The sequence below is a fragment of the Wolbachia endosymbiont of Tettigetta isshikii genome (assembly GCF_041154185.1).
In the GTDB taxonomy this organism is placed as follows: domain Bacteria; phylum Pseudomonadota; class Alphaproteobacteria; order Rickettsiales; family Anaplasmataceae; genus Wolbachia.
On the sequence record NZ_JBFTEN010000006.1, the window covers coordinates 15,524 to 36,260 of the forward strand.

General features: G+C 35.6%; 15 protein-coding genes and 1 pseudogene. 5 read left to right on the plus strand and 11 right to left on the minus strand.

All coding sequences use genetic code 11. From position 1 onward, the window contains the following. Positions 1–25 precede the first annotated feature (25 nt). Both gyrB and AB6N09_RS01955 read right to left on the minus strand, forming a co-directional pair. Positions 26–2,398: a DNA topoisomerase (ATP-hydrolyzing) subunit B gene (gyrB, locus tag AB6N09_RS01950; protein WP_411131280.1), complete on the minus strand. Its 2,373-nt coding sequence runs from the start codon at positions 2,396–2,398 to the stop codon at positions 26–28. A gap of 230 nt (positions 2,399–2,628) precedes the next feature. Then, entirely contained in the window at positions 2,629–3,864 is a 1,236-nt protein-coding gene (locus AB6N09_RS01955) for a hypothetical protein (protein ID WP_411131281.1), read from the minus strand. A gap of 772 nt (positions 3,865–4,636) precedes the next feature. Here AB6N09_RS01955 and hemB point away from each other — a divergent pair. Continuing rightward, positions 4,637–5,629, plus strand: coding sequence for a porphobilinogen synthase (gene hemB, locus AB6N09_RS01960; RefSeq protein WP_411131299.1), 993 nt, complete (start codon positions 4,637–4,639; stop codon positions 5,627–5,629). 905 nt (positions 5,630–6,534) lie between these two features. Next, on the plus strand, positions 6,535–7,572 hold the full coding sequence (locus AB6N09_RS01965; protein WP_411131282.1) for a PDDEXK nuclease domain-containing protein: 1,038 nt from the start codon (positions 6,535–6,537) through the stop codon (positions 7,570–7,572). A gap of 129 nt (positions 7,573–7,701) precedes the next feature. On the opposite strand, the gene uvrC is transcribed toward AB6N09_RS01965, so the two are convergent. The 6 genes and pseudogenes from uvrC to AB6N09_RS01995 all read right to left on the minus strand — a co-directional run bounded on the left by uvrC (position 7,702) and on the right by AB6N09_RS01995 (position 14,481). Continuing rightward, positions 7,702–9,522, minus strand: a complete 1,821-nt coding sequence (uvrC, locus tag AB6N09_RS01970; RefSeq protein WP_411131283.1) for an excinuclease ABC subunit UvrC — start codon at positions 9,520–9,522, stop codon at positions 7,702–7,704. Continuing rightward, a complete protein-coding gene (gene glyS, locus AB6N09_RS01975; RefSeq protein WP_411131284.1) occupies positions 9,507–11,624 on the minus strand; it encodes a glycine--tRNA ligase subunit beta in 2,118 nt (705 codons plus the stop codon). Before glyS ends, uvrC begins: the two co-directional genes overlap by 16 nt. Positions 11,625–11,627: 3 nt before the next feature. Then, positions 11,628–12,467, minus strand: a complete 840-nt coding sequence (locus AB6N09_RS01980; RefSeq protein WP_411131285.1) for a glycine--tRNA ligase subunit alpha — start codon at positions 12,465–12,467, stop codon at positions 11,628–11,630. Between the two features lie 55 nt (positions 12,468–12,522). Then, the gene (locus AB6N09_RS01985; RefSeq protein ID WP_411131286.1) at positions 12,523–13,269 is read right to left on the minus strand and encodes a phosphatidylglycerophosphatase; all 747 of its coding nucleotides are present in this window, start codon (positions 13,267–13,269) and stop codon (positions 12,523–12,525) included. Between the two features lie 125 nt (positions 13,270–13,394). After that, entirely contained in the window at positions 13,395–13,934 is a 540-nt protein-coding gene (locus tag AB6N09_RS01990; protein WP_411131287.1) for a hypothetical protein, read from the minus strand. 121 nt (positions 13,935–14,055) lie between these two features. Continuing rightward, positions 14,056–14,481 (minus strand): annotated as a pseudogene (locus AB6N09_RS01995) (phospholipase D-like domain-containing protein). A 421-nt stretch (positions 14,482–14,902) separates the two neighbouring features. Between AB6N09_RS01995 and AB6N09_RS02000 the strand changes: the two are divergent. The 3 genes from AB6N09_RS02000 to AB6N09_RS02010 all read left to right on the plus strand — a co-directional run bounded on the left by AB6N09_RS02000 (position 14,903) and on the right by AB6N09_RS02010 (position 15,895). After that, positions 14,903–15,046: a hypothetical protein gene (locus AB6N09_RS02000; RefSeq protein ID WP_411131288.1), complete on the plus strand. Its 144-nt coding sequence runs from the start codon at positions 14,903–14,905 to the stop codon at positions 15,044–15,046. A gap of 69 nt (positions 15,047–15,115) precedes the next feature. Next, the gene (locus AB6N09_RS02005; protein WP_411131300.1) at positions 15,116–15,397 is read left to right on the plus strand and encodes an RDD family protein; all 282 of its coding nucleotides are present in this window, start codon (positions 15,116–15,118) and stop codon (positions 15,395–15,397) included. 21 nt (positions 15,398–15,418) lie between these two features. Continuing rightward, the gene (locus AB6N09_RS02010) at positions 15,419–15,895 is read left to right on the plus strand and encodes an RDD family protein (RefSeq protein WP_411131289.1); all 477 of its coding nucleotides are present in this window, start codon (positions 15,419–15,421) and stop codon (positions 15,893–15,895) included. Positions 15,896–16,347: 452 nt separating this feature from the next. On the opposite strand, the gene lon is transcribed toward AB6N09_RS02010, so the two are convergent. From lon to clpP, 3 genes are read right to left on the minus strand one after another with little or no spacing between them, the layout of a single operon-like run. Next, positions 16,348–18,807 (minus strand): endopeptidase La, encoded by a 2,460-nt coding sequence (gene lon, locus AB6N09_RS02015; protein ID WP_411131290.1) that lies wholly within the window; start codon positions 18,805–18,807, stop codon positions 16,348–16,350. A 21-nt stretch (positions 18,808–18,828) separates the two neighbouring features. Further along, entirely contained in the window at positions 18,829–20,106 is a 1,278-nt protein-coding gene (gene clpX / locus AB6N09_RS02020; protein WP_411131291.1) for an ATP-dependent Clp protease ATP-binding subunit ClpX, read from the minus strand. After that, a complete protein-coding gene (gene clpP / locus AB6N09_RS02025) occupies positions 20,103–20,729 on the minus strand; it encodes an ATP-dependent Clp endopeptidase proteolytic subunit ClpP (RefSeq protein ID WP_411131293.1) in 627 nt (208 codons plus the stop codon). The genes clpX and clpP overlap by 4 nt, the downstream gene beginning before the upstream one ends. Positions 20,730–20,737 lie beyond the last annotated feature (8 nt).

Here is a 20,737-nt window from a genome sequence, read left to right on the forward strand (position 1 = left end):
AAAATGTTCTTAATTGAACCAAAAGTTAAATATCAACATCATGCACATTTAGTGCATTGGTATTGATAAAATCACGGCGTGGTTCGACTATATCACCCATTAACACTGAGAATATAGAATCGGCTTCCTCACAATCTTTTATTTCAACTTTGAGCAAAGTCCTAGTTTCTGGGTTGAGTGTAGTTTCCCAAAGCTGGTCAGCATTCATTTCACCAAGACCTTTGAATCTTTGCAGAGTTAACCCTTTTTTACCATAGTCCATTATTGTTTTTGCAAGTGCACTCGGAGATTTGATTTTTATTTCAGTTTCTTGTGACTTTAAAAATGAATCACCATTAAATAAGCCAATTATATCATCAAGAGAACTCAATATATTTCGTATTTCTTTGCTTTCAAGCATACTAAGCGGAAATATATATTTGTCTGCCAGTCCTTGAAATAACTTAGAGATATGCACTTCTTCATCTTTTATTTCTACTTCCCAATTGTATTCGTTATACATTAACTTTAAATATTTCAATATCTCATCAGCAGATGATAGGGCATTCTTTTTGCTTAGAATTAGTAGTGACTCCAGTAGATTTTGTGGTATTTCCCTGTTATAATTTTTGCTAATGTTTGAAATACTAAGACATTTGTCCAAGACAAAGCGTAAATCTTTGTCTTTACCACTTAATGTCAATCTTTTAACCGCCGAGTTTACTATATACTCTTCAAAAGTTTCGTCATCTTTAATGTAAGTATCTTTAGCATTTTTTGTAACTTTATAAAGAGGTGGTTGTGCTATATATAAATACCCTCTTTCAATTACTTCACGCATATAACGAAAAAAGAAAGTTAGAATTAAAGTTCTTATATGTGAACCATCAACGTCTGCATCTGTCATAATGATGATTTTATGATACCTAGCTTTCTCAATATCAAAATGCTCACTTCCTATTCCAGCACCAATTGCCGTAATCAAGGAGCCAATTTCTGCAGATGAAAAGATACGATCTAAACTTACACGTTCTACGTTTAGAATTTTCCCCCTTAGAGCAAGCACTGCTTGTGTTTTACGATTACGCCCCTGCTTTGCAGTACCACCTGCGGAATTACCCTCTACTATAAATAATTCTGATAACTCAGGAACTTTTTCCTGACAATCGGCAAGCTTTCCAGGTAGAGTGGAAATATCAATGGTGTTTTTGTTTTTAACTAACTCTCGCGCTTTTCTTGCAGCTTCTCTTCCTTTAGCTGATCTGATGACTCTTTCTACTATGCTTGCTGCTAATTTTGGATCAGTTTCAAGTATTGTACTCAATTTATCAGAAACTATGTTTTCTACAACTGTGCGCGTTTCAGAACTGACTAACTTATCTTTTGTTTGTGAAGAAAACTTAGGATCAGGCATCTTAAGAGATAAAACACAGGTTAACCCTTCTCTGACATCTTCCCCAGTGAAATTCACTTTTGCCTTTTTCAAAAACCCTTCACTAGTTGCATAATTGTTAATACATCTAGTTAAGGCAGACCTAAATCCTGCTAAGTGTGTACCACCATCTCGTTGTCTTATATTATTTGTAAAGCACAGCATATTTTCGTAGTAGGAGTCATTCCACTCCATTGATACTTCTACGCTAATGCCGAGATATTTTGTATCGTCTCTCATGCTAGCAATTTTGGTAACATGCGTCTTATTTTTATCTAAATATCGCACGAAATTTGCTGTGCCAAAATTATCTTGAGACTGTTTACTATCATTAAAATGAGACTCTACATGTGGTTTGTTACGAAGATCGCGCAAAGTGATCTCTATATTTGAGTTTAAAAATGCTAATTCTCTGATGCGACTCTCAATGGTAGAGTAACTAAAGTCGATGCTACTGAAAGTCTCTGTTGATGGCATGAACGTTACTCTAGTTCCTCTTTTGCTTGTATTTTCATTTACTACCTTTAAAGGCTCAATGGACTCACCGTCTTCAAAGCGTATAAAGTGTTCTTTCTTGTTACGCCAAATGGTTAATTCTAGCCAGCTAGATAACGCATTCACAACTGAGATCCCAACACCATGTAACCCACCAGAAACCTTGTAGGTATTGTTGTCAAATTTACCACCTGCGTGCAGTTGGGTCATTATTACCTCCGCTGCTGATATTCCTTCTTCTTCGTGGATATCAGTTGGAATGCCACGACCATTGTCGGTTACGGATACTGAGCCATCTTCATTTATGCTAACTTCAATTTTATCACAATACCCAGCTAAAGATTCATCTATCGCGTTGTCAACAACCTCACATACCATATGATGCAGACCAGATCCATCATCAGTATCACCAATGTACATACCTGGACGCTTCCTTACAGCATCAAGACCTCTTAAGATTTTTATTGCGTCAGCGTTGTAATTACTTTCCATGGAATTGCTTTATTTATAAATATTAATTAATATTACATTTGTATATGTCGATTAGCAACAGTTTTAAACTGAGAGGAGATATTTGGTTGTGGTATATAGGTATAAAGCATGCTGACACCTATATAATGGTAACATCCACTTCTACGCATTGTTTCAATATACGAGCCCAAATTGAAACAACTATACGAAATCCTGCTTTATATTATTTCAAGATAAATGACTATAGTGAACTATCTCGCCATTTGATTTGGGTTTCCTAATTCAACGTAGGATAAATTACTCATACATATTTTTAATATTTCTTTCTGTTTATCACTATTCAGCTTGCTGTTGAATTTCTGACGCTTTTCCTCAAGCGCTGCATGTACAGCGGTAATAAACATTACTATTTCAGTTGAGAGTTCTGATGAGCCTGCAAAGCTCTTCCGGATAGTTTCTTGCTCTCTTTCAGAAAATTTGCTTAGAACCTCCCTAGCTATTGCTGGTAACCCTTGAGTGATTGCTTCTTCTACCATTTTACTGGTTTCCTTTTCATCTAGCGTGATAACCACTGACGGGTGGAAACCAGATAAAGACTCAAATAGTTTGTTGTAAGTTCCACCAGCACAACTTTGACCCTTGTCACCATAAGTTGTTGCTGCATCTACAAGACTTCTTACAAACATATCCTTTCTAGCTTTTATATCATTATCACTTAAAGGAACTGTTTGGTCTTCCATTCCTGTGTTTCTATCATTGCAAGCTTTCCAACACAAAATAGCTGCTTGCTTTAGTGTTAACTGACTATAATTATCTTTGAAACTATTTCCTGTTCTATTGATAAATTTTAAGCATTCAAGTGCTTGAGATTTTTCGTCTGCTTTAAACTCATTTGACTGTATAATGTACTCCTCAATATCAGCTGTATTTCCCCTATTAAGCTGTACATAGAACTCCTCCTTACCTAGGTTCTCCTTATATTTTTCTATGAGTTTATCAACACTTAAGTTTACACTAGAAACCGCGTTTGGATCGTGAGTAGTTTGCGCAACAAAAGGAAAGACATCAACTAAACCATGTATGAGAAGCGGTTTTTCTTCTTCTGGAACTTCTTGCATTAAGTTAAAAAGCTGCCGCACCTCTCCAACGAGTGTCTGGTTTAGTAGCCATAAGAATAACGCAGGTAATGCTAAAAGCATACAGGAGGCAATAATGCATACGACTAGAACAGCTTTTAATATTATCCTAATGATATTTTTTGGCCAATGCGATAATCTCGCTTCATTTTCTTCTGGTTTCAAAAAATAATCTACTAACCACGAATACAGAAGAAACTTTACAAGAAGAGCAAATGGGACAATCATACTTATGAATAAAATTATGCTAATAGATCGCCTAATTTTACCAGTATTGCGGTAAGCATTTTGTACCCTTTCTGTTATAGCACGTGCTCTACCTTGCTGTTGGTTATTATTTTCGCCTAACATACCATACACCGCATTTAACACCAGCATATCTTGTTATAAAGGCATGTCAATAAGAAATTTATAGGCTATAGCTTAATTACAAAGGTAGTAGCAAGGTTGGAGCATTTGAGGAGCAGAAGCAAGTTTTAACGCTAAATCAGAAAACAGGTTATGTAATACCAATTCTCACTATGCAAAGGACAGATAGACGGTAGTAGAGAAAAGCTATCCAATAGAAACAAAAAAACTACTTGACAAATACTTCCGGTTCCCTTATTATAACATTGAAGCTATTATTTATCTTCAGTCTGTGCAGATTAAATGACAAAAAACTCAGCATACTTTGCGTCTCATGTTTAATTTTTTGCACTATGTGTACTGCATGTCTTTTTAAGACTTCTGGTTTTTTATCTATACAAGCTGAAACGCGCTTATAAGTCCGTTAAGACATCAAAAACGCCAATGTTATAAGATAGATAGTGAATAACTAGCTACTCGGGTTTTTTTGCCTTTTTCTCTATTTAGTAAATTTCTTAAATATAAAGGTTATACCAACTTTCATTATCGGTAAGTCAAACAGAGCACACCACAAATTCGCCAAAATCCTCCAGCTATAGGCAGCAGGCACTCCTTTTAATTTGTCCTATTACCATTTGTATAAGAGATCTATTTTTTTATAGCAAATATATTGCTTTTCGGAAAAGTATTAATAGCATTAAACAAGACTCTGATATTAGTTTTGACTACCTCAGTTCTTCTGTCAGATTAAGTTCTGTATAGTACAAGAGATATGATGTTTAATTTCCCAAACAAACGGTTAAGACGTAGGCGCTCAAGTAAATGGATTAGCAATTTAACAAGTGAAAGTATTTTATCAGTAAACGACTTGATTTTTCCCCTGTTCGTTCATGATAGAAAAGAAACAACCGAACCAATTCCTGGCTTACCTGACATAAAATGTTACTCAATAGATGGATTGGTTTCCATGGCTCAGGAAGCTGAGGATTTAGGAATTAATGCTATTGCAATTTTCCCTGTAGTTGACAGTAAATTAAAATCTGAAAATGCTGAGGAAGCATACAATCTGGGCAATTTAATCTGCAAGGCAATTCGTGCTGTAAAATTAAAGGTGCCAGGCATTGGCATTATCGGAGACGTTGCACTTGATCCATACACCACTCATGGTCATGATGGCATTTTAAAAAGCAATCGGATAGACGTGGAAAATGATGAAACTGTGTCAGTGTTGCTAAAGCAAGCGCTTGCTTTAGCAAAAGCAGGATGTGATATAATTGCTCCTTCTGATATGATGGATGGTAGAATAGGGAAAATAAGAAGAGTGTTGGATGATAATGGCTTTCAAGATGTATCAATACTATCTTATGCAGTGAAATATTGCTCCAGCTTCTATGCACCATTCAGACAAGTTGTTGGTTCATGCGTACCATCCAGTTCTATTGATAAAAGTGGTTATCAAATGGATTATAGAAATGCAAAAGAGGCAATTTACGAAGTCGAAATGGATATAAACGAAGGTGCAGATTTTATTATGATAAAACCAGGTATGCCATACTTGGATGTAATAAAAACAGCAAGCGATAAGTTTAATTTTCCGATTTTTGCTTACCAAGTAAGTGGTGAGTACGCAATGATAAAGGCTGCAACAAACAATGGCTGGCTGGATTATGACAAAGTAATTTATGAGTCTTTAATCAGCTTTAAACGTGCAGGTGCGAGTGCAATGTTCACCTATGCCGCACTTGATGTTGCGAAAAATTTGGGGTAAACACGCCCTGTAAAAAGTTTTCCTACATAACAAACTTTTGGCAGCGCTCCAGCAGTGAAACAAAAAAAACTCCCTGACAAACTTCGCCAACCACTTATCATAATAGTGAAGCTATTATTTATCTTCAGTCTGTGCAGATTAAACAACAAGAGTATTAAGGTTGGCGTCTTATGTTTAATTTTTTGCACTATGTGCACCTTATGTTACCTAGATTTCTAGGGTTTTCCCTATACAAGCTGAAACGCGCTTATAAGTCGTTTAAGACATCAAAAACGCCAATATCATAAGATAGATAGTGAATAGCTAGCTACTCGTGGTTTCTTTTGTCTTTTTTCTATTTAGTAAATTTCTTAAACATTTTATCTTAGGCAATTTTAGAGCACACAAAAAACACCAATTTTAAAATAACTGCTTTTTAGTATGCAAGAAGCCTGCTCGTATCTGTTCAACCCGAACTATGGATTAGAAATTTGGTATAATATCAAAAAAAAGAATAGAAAATCAGTAGGTTATACGATCACCAATCCATGCATAACAGAAAGTTTGCTAATACCAATTGCTGGTCGAAAAGTGTTAAATATCAGCAACTTACAAATATCCGAAGTAAAAATGATTTTATGCTATTAAAATTAGTGTAGAAAAACTCAAAATTTCAGGAGCTTACATCAGGCTAATCCATAGTTCGGGTGTTCAGAGGTATGGTTAAGATACAAGTGAAAAGACTTTAAATTTTTGCCTCAAACCACATTACACCGTATTTAGCCCATTTTTTCTAGCTCGTTCAACCATTTTCTGCAGCTTCGCTGCGTTTCATAAGGTAGTGAGCGGATGTTTTTTCGGTACGCTAAAATCAAAGAAAGTTAGTTTTTGTGCTATAATGGTCCTTTATATTGAAAATAGCGTTGATGGATATCACTACTTGTTTATTAGGGGATATTAGTAATTTAATAGATAGAGCAAAGAATCATCTCTCCACGCAGTTCAATTCTACTTTAGTGTTATTAAATTGGGAAATTGGCTTTAGAATAGACCAAGAAATCTTAAAACACAAACGTGCAGACTATGGCAAACGAATCATCCCCCAACTTGCAAAAGAACTTCAGATTAAATATGGACGTGGATTTGATAGAGCCTCATTATTTCGGATGGTGCAATTCTCCAAACTCTTTCCCGATCAAGAAATTGTCGCGACACTGTCACAACAATTGAGTTGGTCACATTTTATAGAAATTATTGCAATCTCTGATGACTTGAAGCGCAGCTACTATTTAGAAATGTGTCGTATTGAAGTATGGAGTGTTAGAACATTACGAAATAAAATCGATGCTATGTTGTATGAACGTACAGCATTAGCAAAAAAGCCTGAGGACTTCATAAGACAAAGCATCAAACAGTTAAGTGAGGGAAATACGTTAGCACCCGAATTCATTTTTCACGATCCATACTTTCTTAACTTTGTGGAATTGCCATCAAGTCATAGTGAGACTGATCTAGAAAACACGATTTTGGATGAATTGATAAAATTTTTACAAGAGTTTGGCAACGATTTTTGTTTTGTGACACGTCAAAAAAGGATGAGCACTAAAGCAACTGATAGGTATCTAGACCTGCTATTTTTTCATAGAGGATTAAGGCGTCTTATTGCAATAGAACTAAAAATCGGTCGGTTTGAACCAGCCTATAAAGGACAAATGGAATGGTACTTGAATTGGTTAGATAAAAATGAACGAAAACCAGATGAAGAAAAACCTCTAGGGATTATTTTATGTGCCGATAAGGATCAAGAAGATATAGAATACCTGGAGCTTGAGGGATCTAATATTCACGTTGCGCAATATTTAACACAGCTACCCCCTAAGAAAATCCTTGAGGAGAAGTTGAGAAAAGCTATCTCTATAGCTCGTGAAAAATATGAACGGCTCCAAGAAAAGTCAAGAAAATGATTAGTAACACAAAAGGCAAGTCAGCGTGGCAATTGAATAGAAAAATTGTTAGAATGAGATGGCGGTGTAGTGTGGTTTGAGGCTAAAGTTTAAAGTCTTTTTGCTTGTATCTTAACAACACCTCTGCGTCTATTCTTTGTCACTCAAGTGGTTAAGAACAGCTTCTGCTAATTCTTTACTAATCCTAGCTACGTTTTGAATTTCAGCTAGTGGAGCTTTGCTTATGTTTTCCACTGAACCAAAATGAGACATCAACGCATTTTTTCTTTTGTTACCAATGCCAGTTATTTTACTTAATGGTGAAACGAAAAGCTGTTTATCGCGCTTTTTTCTATGTGAAGCGACTGCAAAACGATGAGCCTCATTACGCAGCGATTGTAAATAAAGCATGACTTTGCTGTCATTTGCTAGAGTAAACTCTTCTCTGCCCGGCATATAAAATCTCTCATTTCCTGCGTTGCGATAGGGGCCCTTTGCCATGCAAGCAAAAGGAACATTTATATTCAATATTTCTAATACATTCTGTACTATAGAAACATGCCCAGGCCCACCATCAATCAATAGAAAATCAGGAATTATGTCTTTTATCTTGCCGGAGAAACGTCTGGTCAGCACTTCTCTCATCATTTTATAGTCATCACCTGAAATTTTTTCTTTTATAGTAAATTTTCTGTATTCATTTTTTAAAAAACCTTCCTGCCCTGCAATAATCAGCACACCAACTTGTTGATTTCCAGATATATGGCTATTATCATAAACCTCGATACGCTTTGGAACATTTGGTAACAAGAAAACTTTACTAAGCCCTTCAAGTTTTTCTAGACTATTTTTATAATCAGCAAGCTTCTGCTCCAAACTATGCTGAGAATTATCATAAACGAATTTCAACAAATTATGTTCTTTTTTATTTTTTGCATGCAAAACTTTTATTGTTTTTTGAGTAACGTTACGTAGTGCCTGCTCAACGATTTCCTTACCTGTAACAAAACCAGGAACATAAATTTGTGCTGGAGGCATGTTAGCTGAATTATATAAATTGATCAGAAAGGTGGATAAAATTTCATCGTCTGGATGATCATTGCAGTTCTCAACAAAGTAAGGAGTACTTCCATAGTTCTCTTTATTTCTGAACGATAACACACCAATGCATGCCAAATCCCCTTCACGTACAATGCTGAAAAAGTCTGCATCTTTTTCAAAAGAAAAATCCGTTCGCTGCATTTGAATTTGCTCAAGAAATTTTATTCGATCTCTATATATAGCAGCAAGCTCATAATTTTCCTCACTGCTGCACTTTCTCATTGTGGAAAGTAATTGTTCTTTCACTTCCTTATTTCTTCCAAGCAATGTATCTCGCGCTTGTTTTACTGATTGGCAGTAATCACCTTTTGTGATTTTATTTACGCACGGTGCTGAGCAGCGCTTAACTTGATACTCAAGACATGGTCTTTTTGTTGAGGAGAAATATCGATCTGAACATACTCTCAAAAGGAAAGCTTTTTGCAATGACAATATAGTCTGCTTAACAGCATCGGCAGATGGAAAGGGACCATAATAGTGAAACTCACCCTTTTTAAATTTACCTCTGTATCGTCCTATTCTTGGGTAATCGTGTTTAGAAATTGTTATATAAGGATAAGATTTTCCGTCCTTGAGCACAATATTATAAGGTGGCTTCAATGATTTTATTAGCTGCGCCTCAAGAAGCAGTGCATCCACTTCATTTTCAGTTAGAAAGGTCTTAATCTCAACAACTTGTGAGAGCATAACTTTAATTCGTTCAGAAAGGTTTTCATATCGAAGGTAGCTAGATAACCTCGCTTTTAAGTTTTTTGCTTTTCCAACATATAAAACCTTATCCTTCTCTCCTATCATCTTATACACACCACAAGACTGTGGAGATAACTCGATTTGTTTTTTTATTGCCTGAACATTTATGACATGGCCCATTGTTTGACTTGTATGAGGCTAAAATCTGCTACTAAATGAAAGATGGAAATAACACTTGCAAGCAAAGACAACCTATTTTTTCTCAGCTTATTAGAATCGCAATTGATCTTTACACTGTCCATAAATTGGTTGATAAATGGAGTAAAACCAGTAAGTTCATCAAGTGCTGTATTGAAGTAACCATTTTTTATTGCTTGTTTAGTGCTTTTACAAACAGCCACAGCACAATTTGATAGCGCTATTTCTTCACTATCAATCAGAAACTTCTTATTATAAGATGCAACGTAAGTAGTGTTGTCATTTTTTTCTGCTCTGCTGACTATGTTACTGACCCTTTTATAAGTGCTAAGAACCTGTTCACCTTCAGGCGTACTAAGATAATGGTCTAATACAACAGTTTGCTTTTCTGCTGTCAACAGATCATTAATATCAGTTTTATATAATATTGAACTTACAATATCTTGTCTTATACCCCTGTTCCTTAAAATAACCTTGAATCTTCCAAGGAAGAATCTAAGCACTAGTTCTGAAATTTTTTCCTTACTCGGCTTATTAGATTGATCAAATGATGTTACATCCTCAGTAAATCTAAGTTTTGGATATAAAGATACCGACTTATCTATCAATAGCTTAACCGGAACATGCAAGTTATTCTCAAGTATTGTTCTAATTACACCAATTGTCATTCTTCGCAAACCAAACTGATCATATGAACCTGAGATCTTTTCACCTGCTGCAATCAAACCAATCAAACTATCTACTTTGTCAGCAATAGCTAGAGCAATTGCGGCAGGAGATTTAGGACATTCTTGTTCCGATCCGATTGGCTTATAATGCTCAGTTACAGCTTCCACTATTTCTTCATTCTCTCGAAAGTAAGAAGCATAATATCCACACATTGTTCCTTGCAACTCTGGAAACTCTTTTACTATCGATGTTGCGAGATCTGCCTTTGCTAAATATGCAGCACGCTCAACTTTAATTAGTGAAGCACGCGGAACATATATGGCTATATATTTCGATAGAGCTATAATGCGCTTTACTTTTTCTCCAATGCTACCAAGAGAAGCATGAAACAATATCGAATCTAATTTCTTGACATAATAATCTAGATTTTTCTTTTTATCCTGAGATATCAAGAACTTGGCATCAGCAAGACGTGCTTCCAATATTTTTTCATGTCCATTGACAACTTCATCATTGTTAACGTTGACAACAGTGACAAAGTGCGAAATTATTTGCCCATTACTTAAAGCAAGGTGTTTTTGCTGTGTATTAATTATGCTAAGAACTACTTCCTTCGGTAGTCCAGATGACTTCTCTTGATCTACTTTGCCAAACAGCACAATCGGCCATTCTATAAGCCCAGTTAATTCATTCAGTAAATAATCGTTTTCTTCGAGTTGTAAACTCTGCTCTTTTGTAAATTTATCGATCTGATCCAGTATAAATTGTTTTCTTTTATCTGGCTGGAGAATGACATTGTTTTTTTCAAGCAATGCAAAGTAGTCTTTAGGTGTTTCAGCAGTGAGCGCCTTACCACTTGAGAGAAACCTATGACCGTACGTTACATTGCGCGTTGTGACTCCTGCAAAAGACACAGGTATTATATCATCATTCAAAATGCATAGGATGTTTTGAATTGGCCTAACCCATCTTTCTTTTCCTTCACTCCACCTCATGCTTTTTGGCCAAGAGAAATTTTTCAACATCTCCTCTAGTAGATTTTTGAGAAACTCTTGGACATTAAATGAGCAAATATCCTTTTTGATGAAGTAAAAGTCTCCATTACCTACCTTGCGAACGAATAAATCTGTCTTACTTTTTCCATTTTTCCTTAAAAAACCTTCAACGGCACTTTTTGGTGCGTTAACATTTGGTCCTTTAACTTCGTTATTAGAACCCTTGAGTCCCGAAATGCTTATACTATCAACAAAAAGAGTGATGCGGCGTGCCGTTATAAAAACCTCTATAGATGCAAATTTCACATTATTTTTATTGAAAGCATTAGCAACATAACTCTTAACTCGAGCTGCAGCTGAACTTTGCATTCTCGGTGGTATTTCTTCTGAAAGGCATTCAAATAATAATTGTGATGACATATGTTACTTACTCATATATAACTCACAACATTTTTTTGTCAGCTCTCTAACTCTACCAATATACACTGTACGCTCATTCACACCAAGCACACCTCTTGCATCAAGCAGATTAAGTAGGTGGATAGTTTTAACGCATTGGTCATAAGCTGCTACTGGTAATTCTTTTCCAATAAGAAATTTACATAGTTTTTCTGTGTCCTCAAACTGCTGCTGTACCACTTTAGTATCATAATAATCAAGCGCCAGGTGAGAAAATTCATACTCTCTTTGTTTAAAAATGTCTCCATAAGTCACGCCGCTATCGTTCCAAATTATATCATAAACATTATCCACACCTTGTATGCACATTGCCAAACGTTCTAGCCCATACGCCACTTCGCCAGGGATTATTTTGCAGTCAATACCTCCTACTTGCTGTATATAAGTAAGTTGTGTTACTTCCATCCCGTTGCATGTAACTTCCCATCCAAGCCCTGATGCACCAACACTTGGGTTTTCCCAGTCATCTTCAATAAATTTAATATCATACTTCTCCGTGGATATGCCAAGAGCCTTTAAGCTACTTAAGTAAACATCCTGCAAATTATTACCAGAAGGTTTGATTATAACTTGGTATTGATGGTGTTGATATAAGCGATTAGGGTTATCACCATAGCGTCCATCTGCTGGCCTAATTACAGGCTGTAGATACGCAATCTTTGTTGGTTTTGCGTCAATTGCTGACGTGATTGTTGCGGGATGCAACGTTCCAGCTCCAACTTCAGATGTGTAAGGATGGAGTATGGTACATCCTTCACCAGCCCAAAAATCTTGCAATCCCTTTATTATGCTTTGTAGATTCACGTAAACTGCACGCTTTTTATACTGAATATATAAGCAAATAGGTACTATTCAATATTTATTTTTTTATAGTGTTATGCAAGTAGTCACTCAAGACTACCGAATTTTCTTTCACATATTGAATTATGCTCTTGTTTAGGACAATTGCGTTATGCATAGTTAAATCGCAGAATATAAATGCAGTCAAATACAGCAAAATTACTGCGTAAAACGTATGGAAAATCCCCTCAAATGTAATTAATATTGCATTGTTATAACTGAGCTGTATTGAACTTATTGGCCAAGGTTTTATCACTTCCACAATATTAAAAAATGCATAAGGTATAATAAAGAAAAAGAACAAGTGCATGAAATCATTAAACCAAAACGGACATTGAAGTATCTGCTTACATATGCTTCCATAGAGTTTACTTACAGTATGATAAATTGACATTATTGCTGGCATTGAGAGCGCAACAGTCAGAACTTGCCCTGATGCTATTTGTATTACTATATTCTCACCACTGTTTGCTGAAGGGTCTTGAATATGAAAAATGGATATTCCAACTAATTGTAGTACTAACATAACTATTGCCAACTTTACAAAAATAGCAGCTACAACTACGCCCGAATTTGGCATTTTGTATAGTATAAAATCTCCTCCATATACGAGAACTAATATGATATCGGTAACAAATAATATTAAAAAAGAAGACCAATAGTTCTGCCAACTTGGTAAGTACCCTATTCCTAAAAAAGAGCTCACTATTTTAGCAGGAAAAACTTTACCCAATATCTTCTCCAGAGCTGTCCAAAAAATCTCCATGTCTCAAGTAATATTTAGCTAATAGAGTTATACTTTATTATAACAGACTTATCAATAGTTCAAGACAGATAAAGCAAACATATATTCTCCATAAAATCTTTCCATTGAGAAGAATGCTACTTTAGCTAAAACATGTTTTTAAGTTTTTGCCAAAACCCTTGTTTATTATCATTAACCTTTGTGAATGCTATACTTAAGCTGCATTGCGGATCACTTGGTGCATCATGTCTAATGTTAAGTGTTGAAGTTTTGTTATCATAAGCACAAACATCATCATATGATAACTCCGTTGTGTAGCACTTTATATGCTCTTGCTTATCATACACTAGATCATCTGATTTCTCTTCTAGTTCTACAAATTCAGCTTTTTTCTGGCAGTCTTTTATTTTTATTAAATCCTTATCCAGTGATATTGAAACAGGCAGCATATTTCCAGCATATTCTTTAGCTAAAAGTTCACTTTGAGGGTACATTTTTATCTCCCTACCATAATGCGAGTCCATAAAATTGTCAGCGTAGAACTTATCTCCGGCATGTATGCATTCGTCAGTTGTGTAAGGTACACCGTTGTAACTGCATTGAACTTTATAGCCTCCTGCACCGTTATTGTGAAAAAAATCATGAATGGTAGTGTAACTACCAGCAGCATCGTTTATGTAATCCATCGCCTAATTTCTAAAACCTTTAACTTATTATGGCATGCGCAATTACATCAATCAACTAGAAAATTTCTTTCCACTATTTTTCAGCAAGTATCTAGGGAGCGTATTGATAAGATTGTGACTTTCATGTCTCCCAGTTCTTCACATGCTGCTGAACTAGTTCAGGGTATTCTTTAATAATTAATAGATTCTCAGCGTTCCATTTTGGCGATTTTTGGCTTATCATCAATCCAAACTGGTATTCCGCTTGCAAACAATTCATTTATAATACTAGGTTTCGAGTAAAGTTGCGATTTATCTAAAATAACTTTTACATCAACACCACGCTTCTTAGCATTAACCAAAGCATTCGCAACCGCTTTAAGAGTAAATGTATATTCTTGAACTAAGATGGATTCTTTAGACTGTTCTATCTCGCTGATTATCGGCACAGCACAGTCCTCTTCAGGCGAGAAGCAAACTGTAGCTTTTGGGCATGGCGAAAATATAGAGCCTGCATAGTAATACAGAGAAAAGCACACTAACAAAGCAAAAGGTATAAAAACCTCACAACCCACACCTAAACATATGGTGATAGGCTACATCATAGTTTTATCATCTGTCAATAGATCCCTAGCACATCAAACCAGCTTTGACATGTGCGTCTTGACAAATCTTACCTGTAAAGGACACATTTTAAACTTTTTTGTTGAAATAAAATAGAAATAAAAGAGCTGTTTTTTTTTGCAGTACTTTACTGGTAATTTAATGGTAAAAATTCTAGGGAGAAATTTTGTACAATAGTCACCGACATTTTTCCTTAAGTTGACGCCCTTGAGCGCTCAGTTTCACTTTCCCTTATGAAATATTTTAGCTCTAATGCCTTACGTTATGAAGATACAAGCTAATATTATCCAAATCAGCATGTTTACGGTTATTTAATAACGCGCTTTTATATTAGTTAGTAATATTACAAAATATAGGTGGGGTGTATGGATATTGAAGCGAATGTTAAAGTAAGCTATGCGGAAATTACTAAACGTGTTGCAGCGTATGTAGTTGACCAAATTATATTTCTAGCTTTTTATCTCTTCATTTTGTTCATATCATCAGACAAACTCTTTACTGAATTTTGATTATATCATCTCTGATAATGATACAACTTCTGTGTCAACTCAAGTAGAAGTATTAGAAGCATTACGTACATAGTACTAGAAACATTAATGATAACAAAGCTTGGTCGGACTCCAGGAAAATTGCTATTTGGTATATACATAAAAGATTCAAACACACTTAAAAATATTGCTTTTATGCAAGTAGTAATAAGAAGCACTCTCAAGGCGCTTTTGTTTGTACCTCTCTATATTTCTGACTGGTTCTATATTCTACCAATTTTAGTTTTAATATTTGCAATATTCGATCAACATGATCAGACTTTTTATGATAAAATTGTAAAAACAGTAGTAATTGATTATAAACCTAGTTAAACTTTCTTTTATAGACATTGCATGGATAAAAAAGTAAACTACTCAACAATGACAAGGCGTACTCTAGCATTCATAGTTGATTGTGTTTTACTTATTGTAATACCGTTTATTTTGGTAGTGGTAGGTTTCTCACTCACACACGCAATAAAAGGGGTCATAGGAGCAATAATTGTAATCACCACGGTTGTATTTTCTTTATTTTTGATGATACCATGTGTATTTCACACATTCATGCTAGTAAAATTTGGCGGCACTCCAGGACACTTGTTATTTAGCATGCGTGTGAGAGACAAAGATACGCTTGAGCAGATCACTCTAATACAAGCAATAAAAAGGACTATCGCTTTTTTCATAATTTACTGTATAACGCTTTGTAATCCTATTTTATTCTTAGCTATATTAATCCTAGTTTTAGTATGTGCAGTAGATGACAAACATAGACAAGCTTTTCATGATAAAATTGCAAACACGGTAGTGATAGATTATAAACCAAGTTGATGTTTTCATTTAAGCCTGCAACTAATGGCGTTATGCAAGCAGTCCCACGATTTCATCCAAGCGCCTCCTTTTTTGTCATCCAAGTAGCTGACACTTGCATCCAGGATACTATTTTAGTAATAAATATTAAGAAATTTACTAAGCAGAAAAAAAGACAAAAGAAACCCCGTGGTAGAAGTTGCTCACTCTCTAATCCTACAAATTGGCGTACTACATTGTCTAAACGACTTATAAGCGCGTTTCAGCTTGTATAGAGAAAAACCTAGAAGTCTAGGTAAAATTAATAAAGACATGAGGTGTGCATAGTCCAAAAAATTAAACATAAGAGGCCAACCGTGATACTTTCGTCGTTTAATCTGCACAGATTGAAGCTAAATGAATAGCTGCAATACTATAATAAGGGAGTCGGCGAAGGTTGTCAAGTAGTTTTTACTTAAATAATGCTCAGTATGCTAATGTTTTAGTGTTTCTAAGCCAGAAAAATTATCGTCTTTATTTTTTACAGAGGAAGATGGTGCATTGCTTCCATTATCGCTTTCAATTGGAATAGTAGGCTGTATCAAAGCAATTTTTATAACCTCATCAATGTTCTTGACAAAAACTACATCGACTTTTTCCTTAATACTTGCTGGTATTTCTTGCATATCCTTTTCATTTTCGCTAGGTATAATCACAGTCTTGATTGATCCTCTGAGTGCTGCGAGTAACTTTTCTCTCAAGCCTCCAATAGCTAAAACTCTACCACGCAGTGTCACTTCACCTGTCATAGCAACACTTTTGTCAACTGATATGTTTGTCATAAGGGAAACAATGGATGTGCATATTGCACTACCAGCAGAAGGTCCATCCTTTGGTACAGCGCCCTCAGGTAGATGCAAATGTATATCATTGGTTTGAAATTTTTCAGGCTTTATGCCAAAGAATAGACAATTTGATCGAATATAACTATAAGCAGCCTTTATGGATTCTTGCATAACCTCTCCAAGTTTCCCCGTATATTTTATTTCCCCCTTACCTGGAATCAAAACTGACTCTATCATTAAAATATCACCACCTGTTTCAGTGTAGGCTAGTCCAGTTACCACCCCTACTAAACTCTCATTTTCTGCAATACCAAAGGTATATTTACGCACTCCTAAATAACCTTGTAAATCGTTAACTCCCACACATATTTTCTTATTTTTACCTTCTAATATTTCTTTCACTGCCTTTCTCATGAGCTTTGCAAGCTCCCTTTCCATACTGCGAACACCACTTTCACGTGTATATAGACGTATCAACTCATACAGTGCATCGTCAGTTATACTCCATTCTTTCTGACGCAAACCATGCTCTTTCTTTAATTTGGGAATTAGATGACACTTAGCGATACTAATTTTTTCATCTTCAGTATAACCAGATAATTGTATGATTTCCATTCTATCATGCAAAGGGTGTGGTAAACTCAAGCTGTTCGCTGTAGCGACAAACATTACACTTGAAAGATCAAACTCAACTTCTAAGTAATGGTCCGTAAAGTGCTTATTGTGTTCAGTGTCCAAAACCTCAAGCAACGCCGATGCAGGGTCACCACGCGAATCAGAACCCATCTTATCTATTTCATCAAGTAAAAAAAGTGGGTTGCACGAATTAGCTTTTTTCATGTGTTGAATGACTTTGCCGGGCATTGAGCCAATATAAGTTTTTCTATGGCCACGTATTTCAGATTCATCACGCACACCACCAAGAGCTATGCGAACAAAATCTCTCCCAACTGCCCTTGCCATAGACCTAGCTAAAGAAGTTTTACCAACACCTGGTGGTCCCAATAAGCAAAGTATAGGACCCTTGATCTCTTTTACTCTCTTTAACACTGCCAGAAACTCTATTATTCTATCTTTTACCTTCTCTATACCATAGTGATTTTCATCCAAGATTTTTTTAGCTGCATTTAAATTAATTTTTGCATCCTTGTATTTTCCCCACGGCAGATCAAGCAACCAATACAGATAATTAGATATAACTGTAGCTTCAGGAGAAATGGGATTCATTTTCTTATATCTCTTCAACTCAGTTATAGCTTTCTCCCTTGCTTCCTGAGAAAGCTTTGTTTCTTCTATCTTTTTTTCAAATTCATTTATTATATTTCCTTCTTCTCCGTTCTCAAATTCGCCCAATTCTTTCTGTATAGCTTTCAATTGCTCATTGAGGTAGTAGGTTTTCTGAGTGCTTTCAACTTGTGATTTAATTGTTTTATATAAACGGTTTTGTGCATTCAAAATGCTGATTTCTCTCTCAATAAAAGTAAAAGTTTTTCTTAAACGTTCCCCCGGACCATAAGTCTCAAGTATGCTTTGTTTATCTGATGCTTTTATATTCAAATATGAAACTGTCGTGTCTACAAGCAGATCAATTTCTTTGATCTGCTCAACGGGATTAACAATAATGTCAGGCTGGTTTTTCTTGTTCAGTTTACACCAACTATCAAATGCACCTATAACAGATCGCCTTAAAGCTTCTAGATCGACATTATCCTCATCTTCCTCGTATTCATGATAATTATCCAATTCTACTCTAGCCTGTAATAAAGTATGAGAGTCGATATACTCAACAGCTCTTCTTCTGCTGATTCCTTGGATTACAACCTTTACTGCATTATCAGGCAATTTTATCAATGGCTGTACAATATTTGCTAGCACACCTACTTCATAAAGATCTTGTGGCTCTGGGTTATCAAGAGAGCCATCTTGCTGTGTCACAAGAAAAATCTTATTTTGGTGACTACTATTATTAATTGCATACTCTAACGCATTAATAGATTTTTCTCTGCCTATAAATAAAGGTACCGCTACACTTGGAAAAATTACTACATCTCTTAAAGGCAATACCGGAAATGTAGCAAAATTAGAGTCCATAGCATACTCAATGTTCATAATACATGCTTAAATTAACCATCAACCTCCTGCTACAATGTCACCCTTGTTGCCACAATTGATGACTACTTTTCCTGATTCCACCATTTCCTTAGTAACTACTATTGTACTACCTTCAAAACCCCCGTTTCCAACTTTATACATAACATCAAGCAAAAGTGACTCTAAAATAGCACGTAACATTCTTGCACCTGTTTTATAACTCATAGCTTTTTTAGCAATAGCTGATACTGAGCTATCTGAAAATTCAAGATTTACTTTACTAAACGCAAGTAATGCTTTGTACTGTTTTATTAGTGCATTCCTTGGCTCTATCAGTACATGTACTAAATCTTCGTGATCTAACTCATCTAAAACAGCAGTTATTGGAACACGCCCTACAAACTCCGGTATCAAACCGAATTTAATTAAATCTTCGGGTTGAACATCACGTAAAGTATTTTTTTTTCTTTGCTCTTTAGATTGACTGATATCTGCTCCAAAGCCAACTGACGTTCCTTTCTTTCTTGCTTCAATGATCTTGTCTAAACCTTCAAAAGCTCCCCCACAAATAAACAGTATATTATTAGTATCCACTTGTACAAATTCCTGTTGTGGGTGTTTCCGTCCTCCCTGTGGCGGAACGTAAGCAACTGTGCCTTCCATAATCTTAAGTAGAGCTTGCTGAACTCCTTCGCCTGAAACGTCACGTGTTATCGAAGTACCTTCAGATTTCCTTGTGATTTTATCTATTTCATCTATAAACACTATACCACGTTGTGCCTTTACAACATCATAATTTGCTGCTTGCAATAAACGCGATAACACGCTTTCCACATCATCACCTACATAACCTGCTTCAGTCAAAGTTGTTGCATCAGCCATCGCGAACGGCACATCTGAAACTTTAGCGAGTGTTTTGGCTAGCAAGGTTTTACCAGAACCAGTAGGACCAATGAGCATTACATTCGACTTTTCGATTTCAACATCGCTTATAGAGTGAAATTGTGCCATAGACTGACAATGGTTATACATTGCTACAGACAAAACATGTTGTGCGTGTTCTTGACCAACAACATGTTTACTAAGGAAATTTTTTATATCTTCAGGTTTTTTTAGTAGTAACTTCACATCAGACATACAATCTGAATTAAATGTCCCACTTTTCTTTTGGCTTATTGCTCTATGAGATAACTCTATGCACTCATTACAAATAAACACTTTCAAACCGTCTGAAGAATTAGTAATTAACTTATCTACTTCGTTTTGTGCTTTATTACAAAAAGAACAGTAGTGTAAATCATCATTGTTGTCCATCAACTCACCTTTTGTCCAACTCTAATACTTTCAATCTTAATATCCTTACGCTCAGCTATTACTCTGTCAACCAAGCCAATTTTCCTTGCTTCTTCAGGATCCATGAATTTATCTCTTTCCATCATTCTTTCAATTTGCTTCAGTGAACTTCCAGTATGCTTTTCATAAATCTGGTTTAGTTTTTTCTTAATTCGCAAAATTTCATTAGCATGTATTTCTATATCAGTTGCCTGACCCTGATAACCACCAGATGGCTGATGTATCATGATTCTTGAATGAGGCAGAGAGTAACGCTTACCTTCTGTGCCGGCTGCAAGCAACAGAGAGCCCATAGACGCAGCTTGACCTATACACAAAGTTGAAACATCTGGTTTTATATACTGCATTGTATCATAGATCGACAAACCAGCAGTTACAACGCCACCTGGCGAGTTAATATACATATAAATGTCTTTATCAGGGTTTTCCGATTCTAAAAATAAAAGCTGTGCTACTATTACACTGGCCATGTTGTCTTCAATAGGACCAGTTACAAAAATTATTCTTTCCTTCACTAACCTCGAATATATGTCATAGGCACGTTCACCACGGCTTGTTTGCTCAACTACAATTGGTATAAGAGTCATACCTTTTC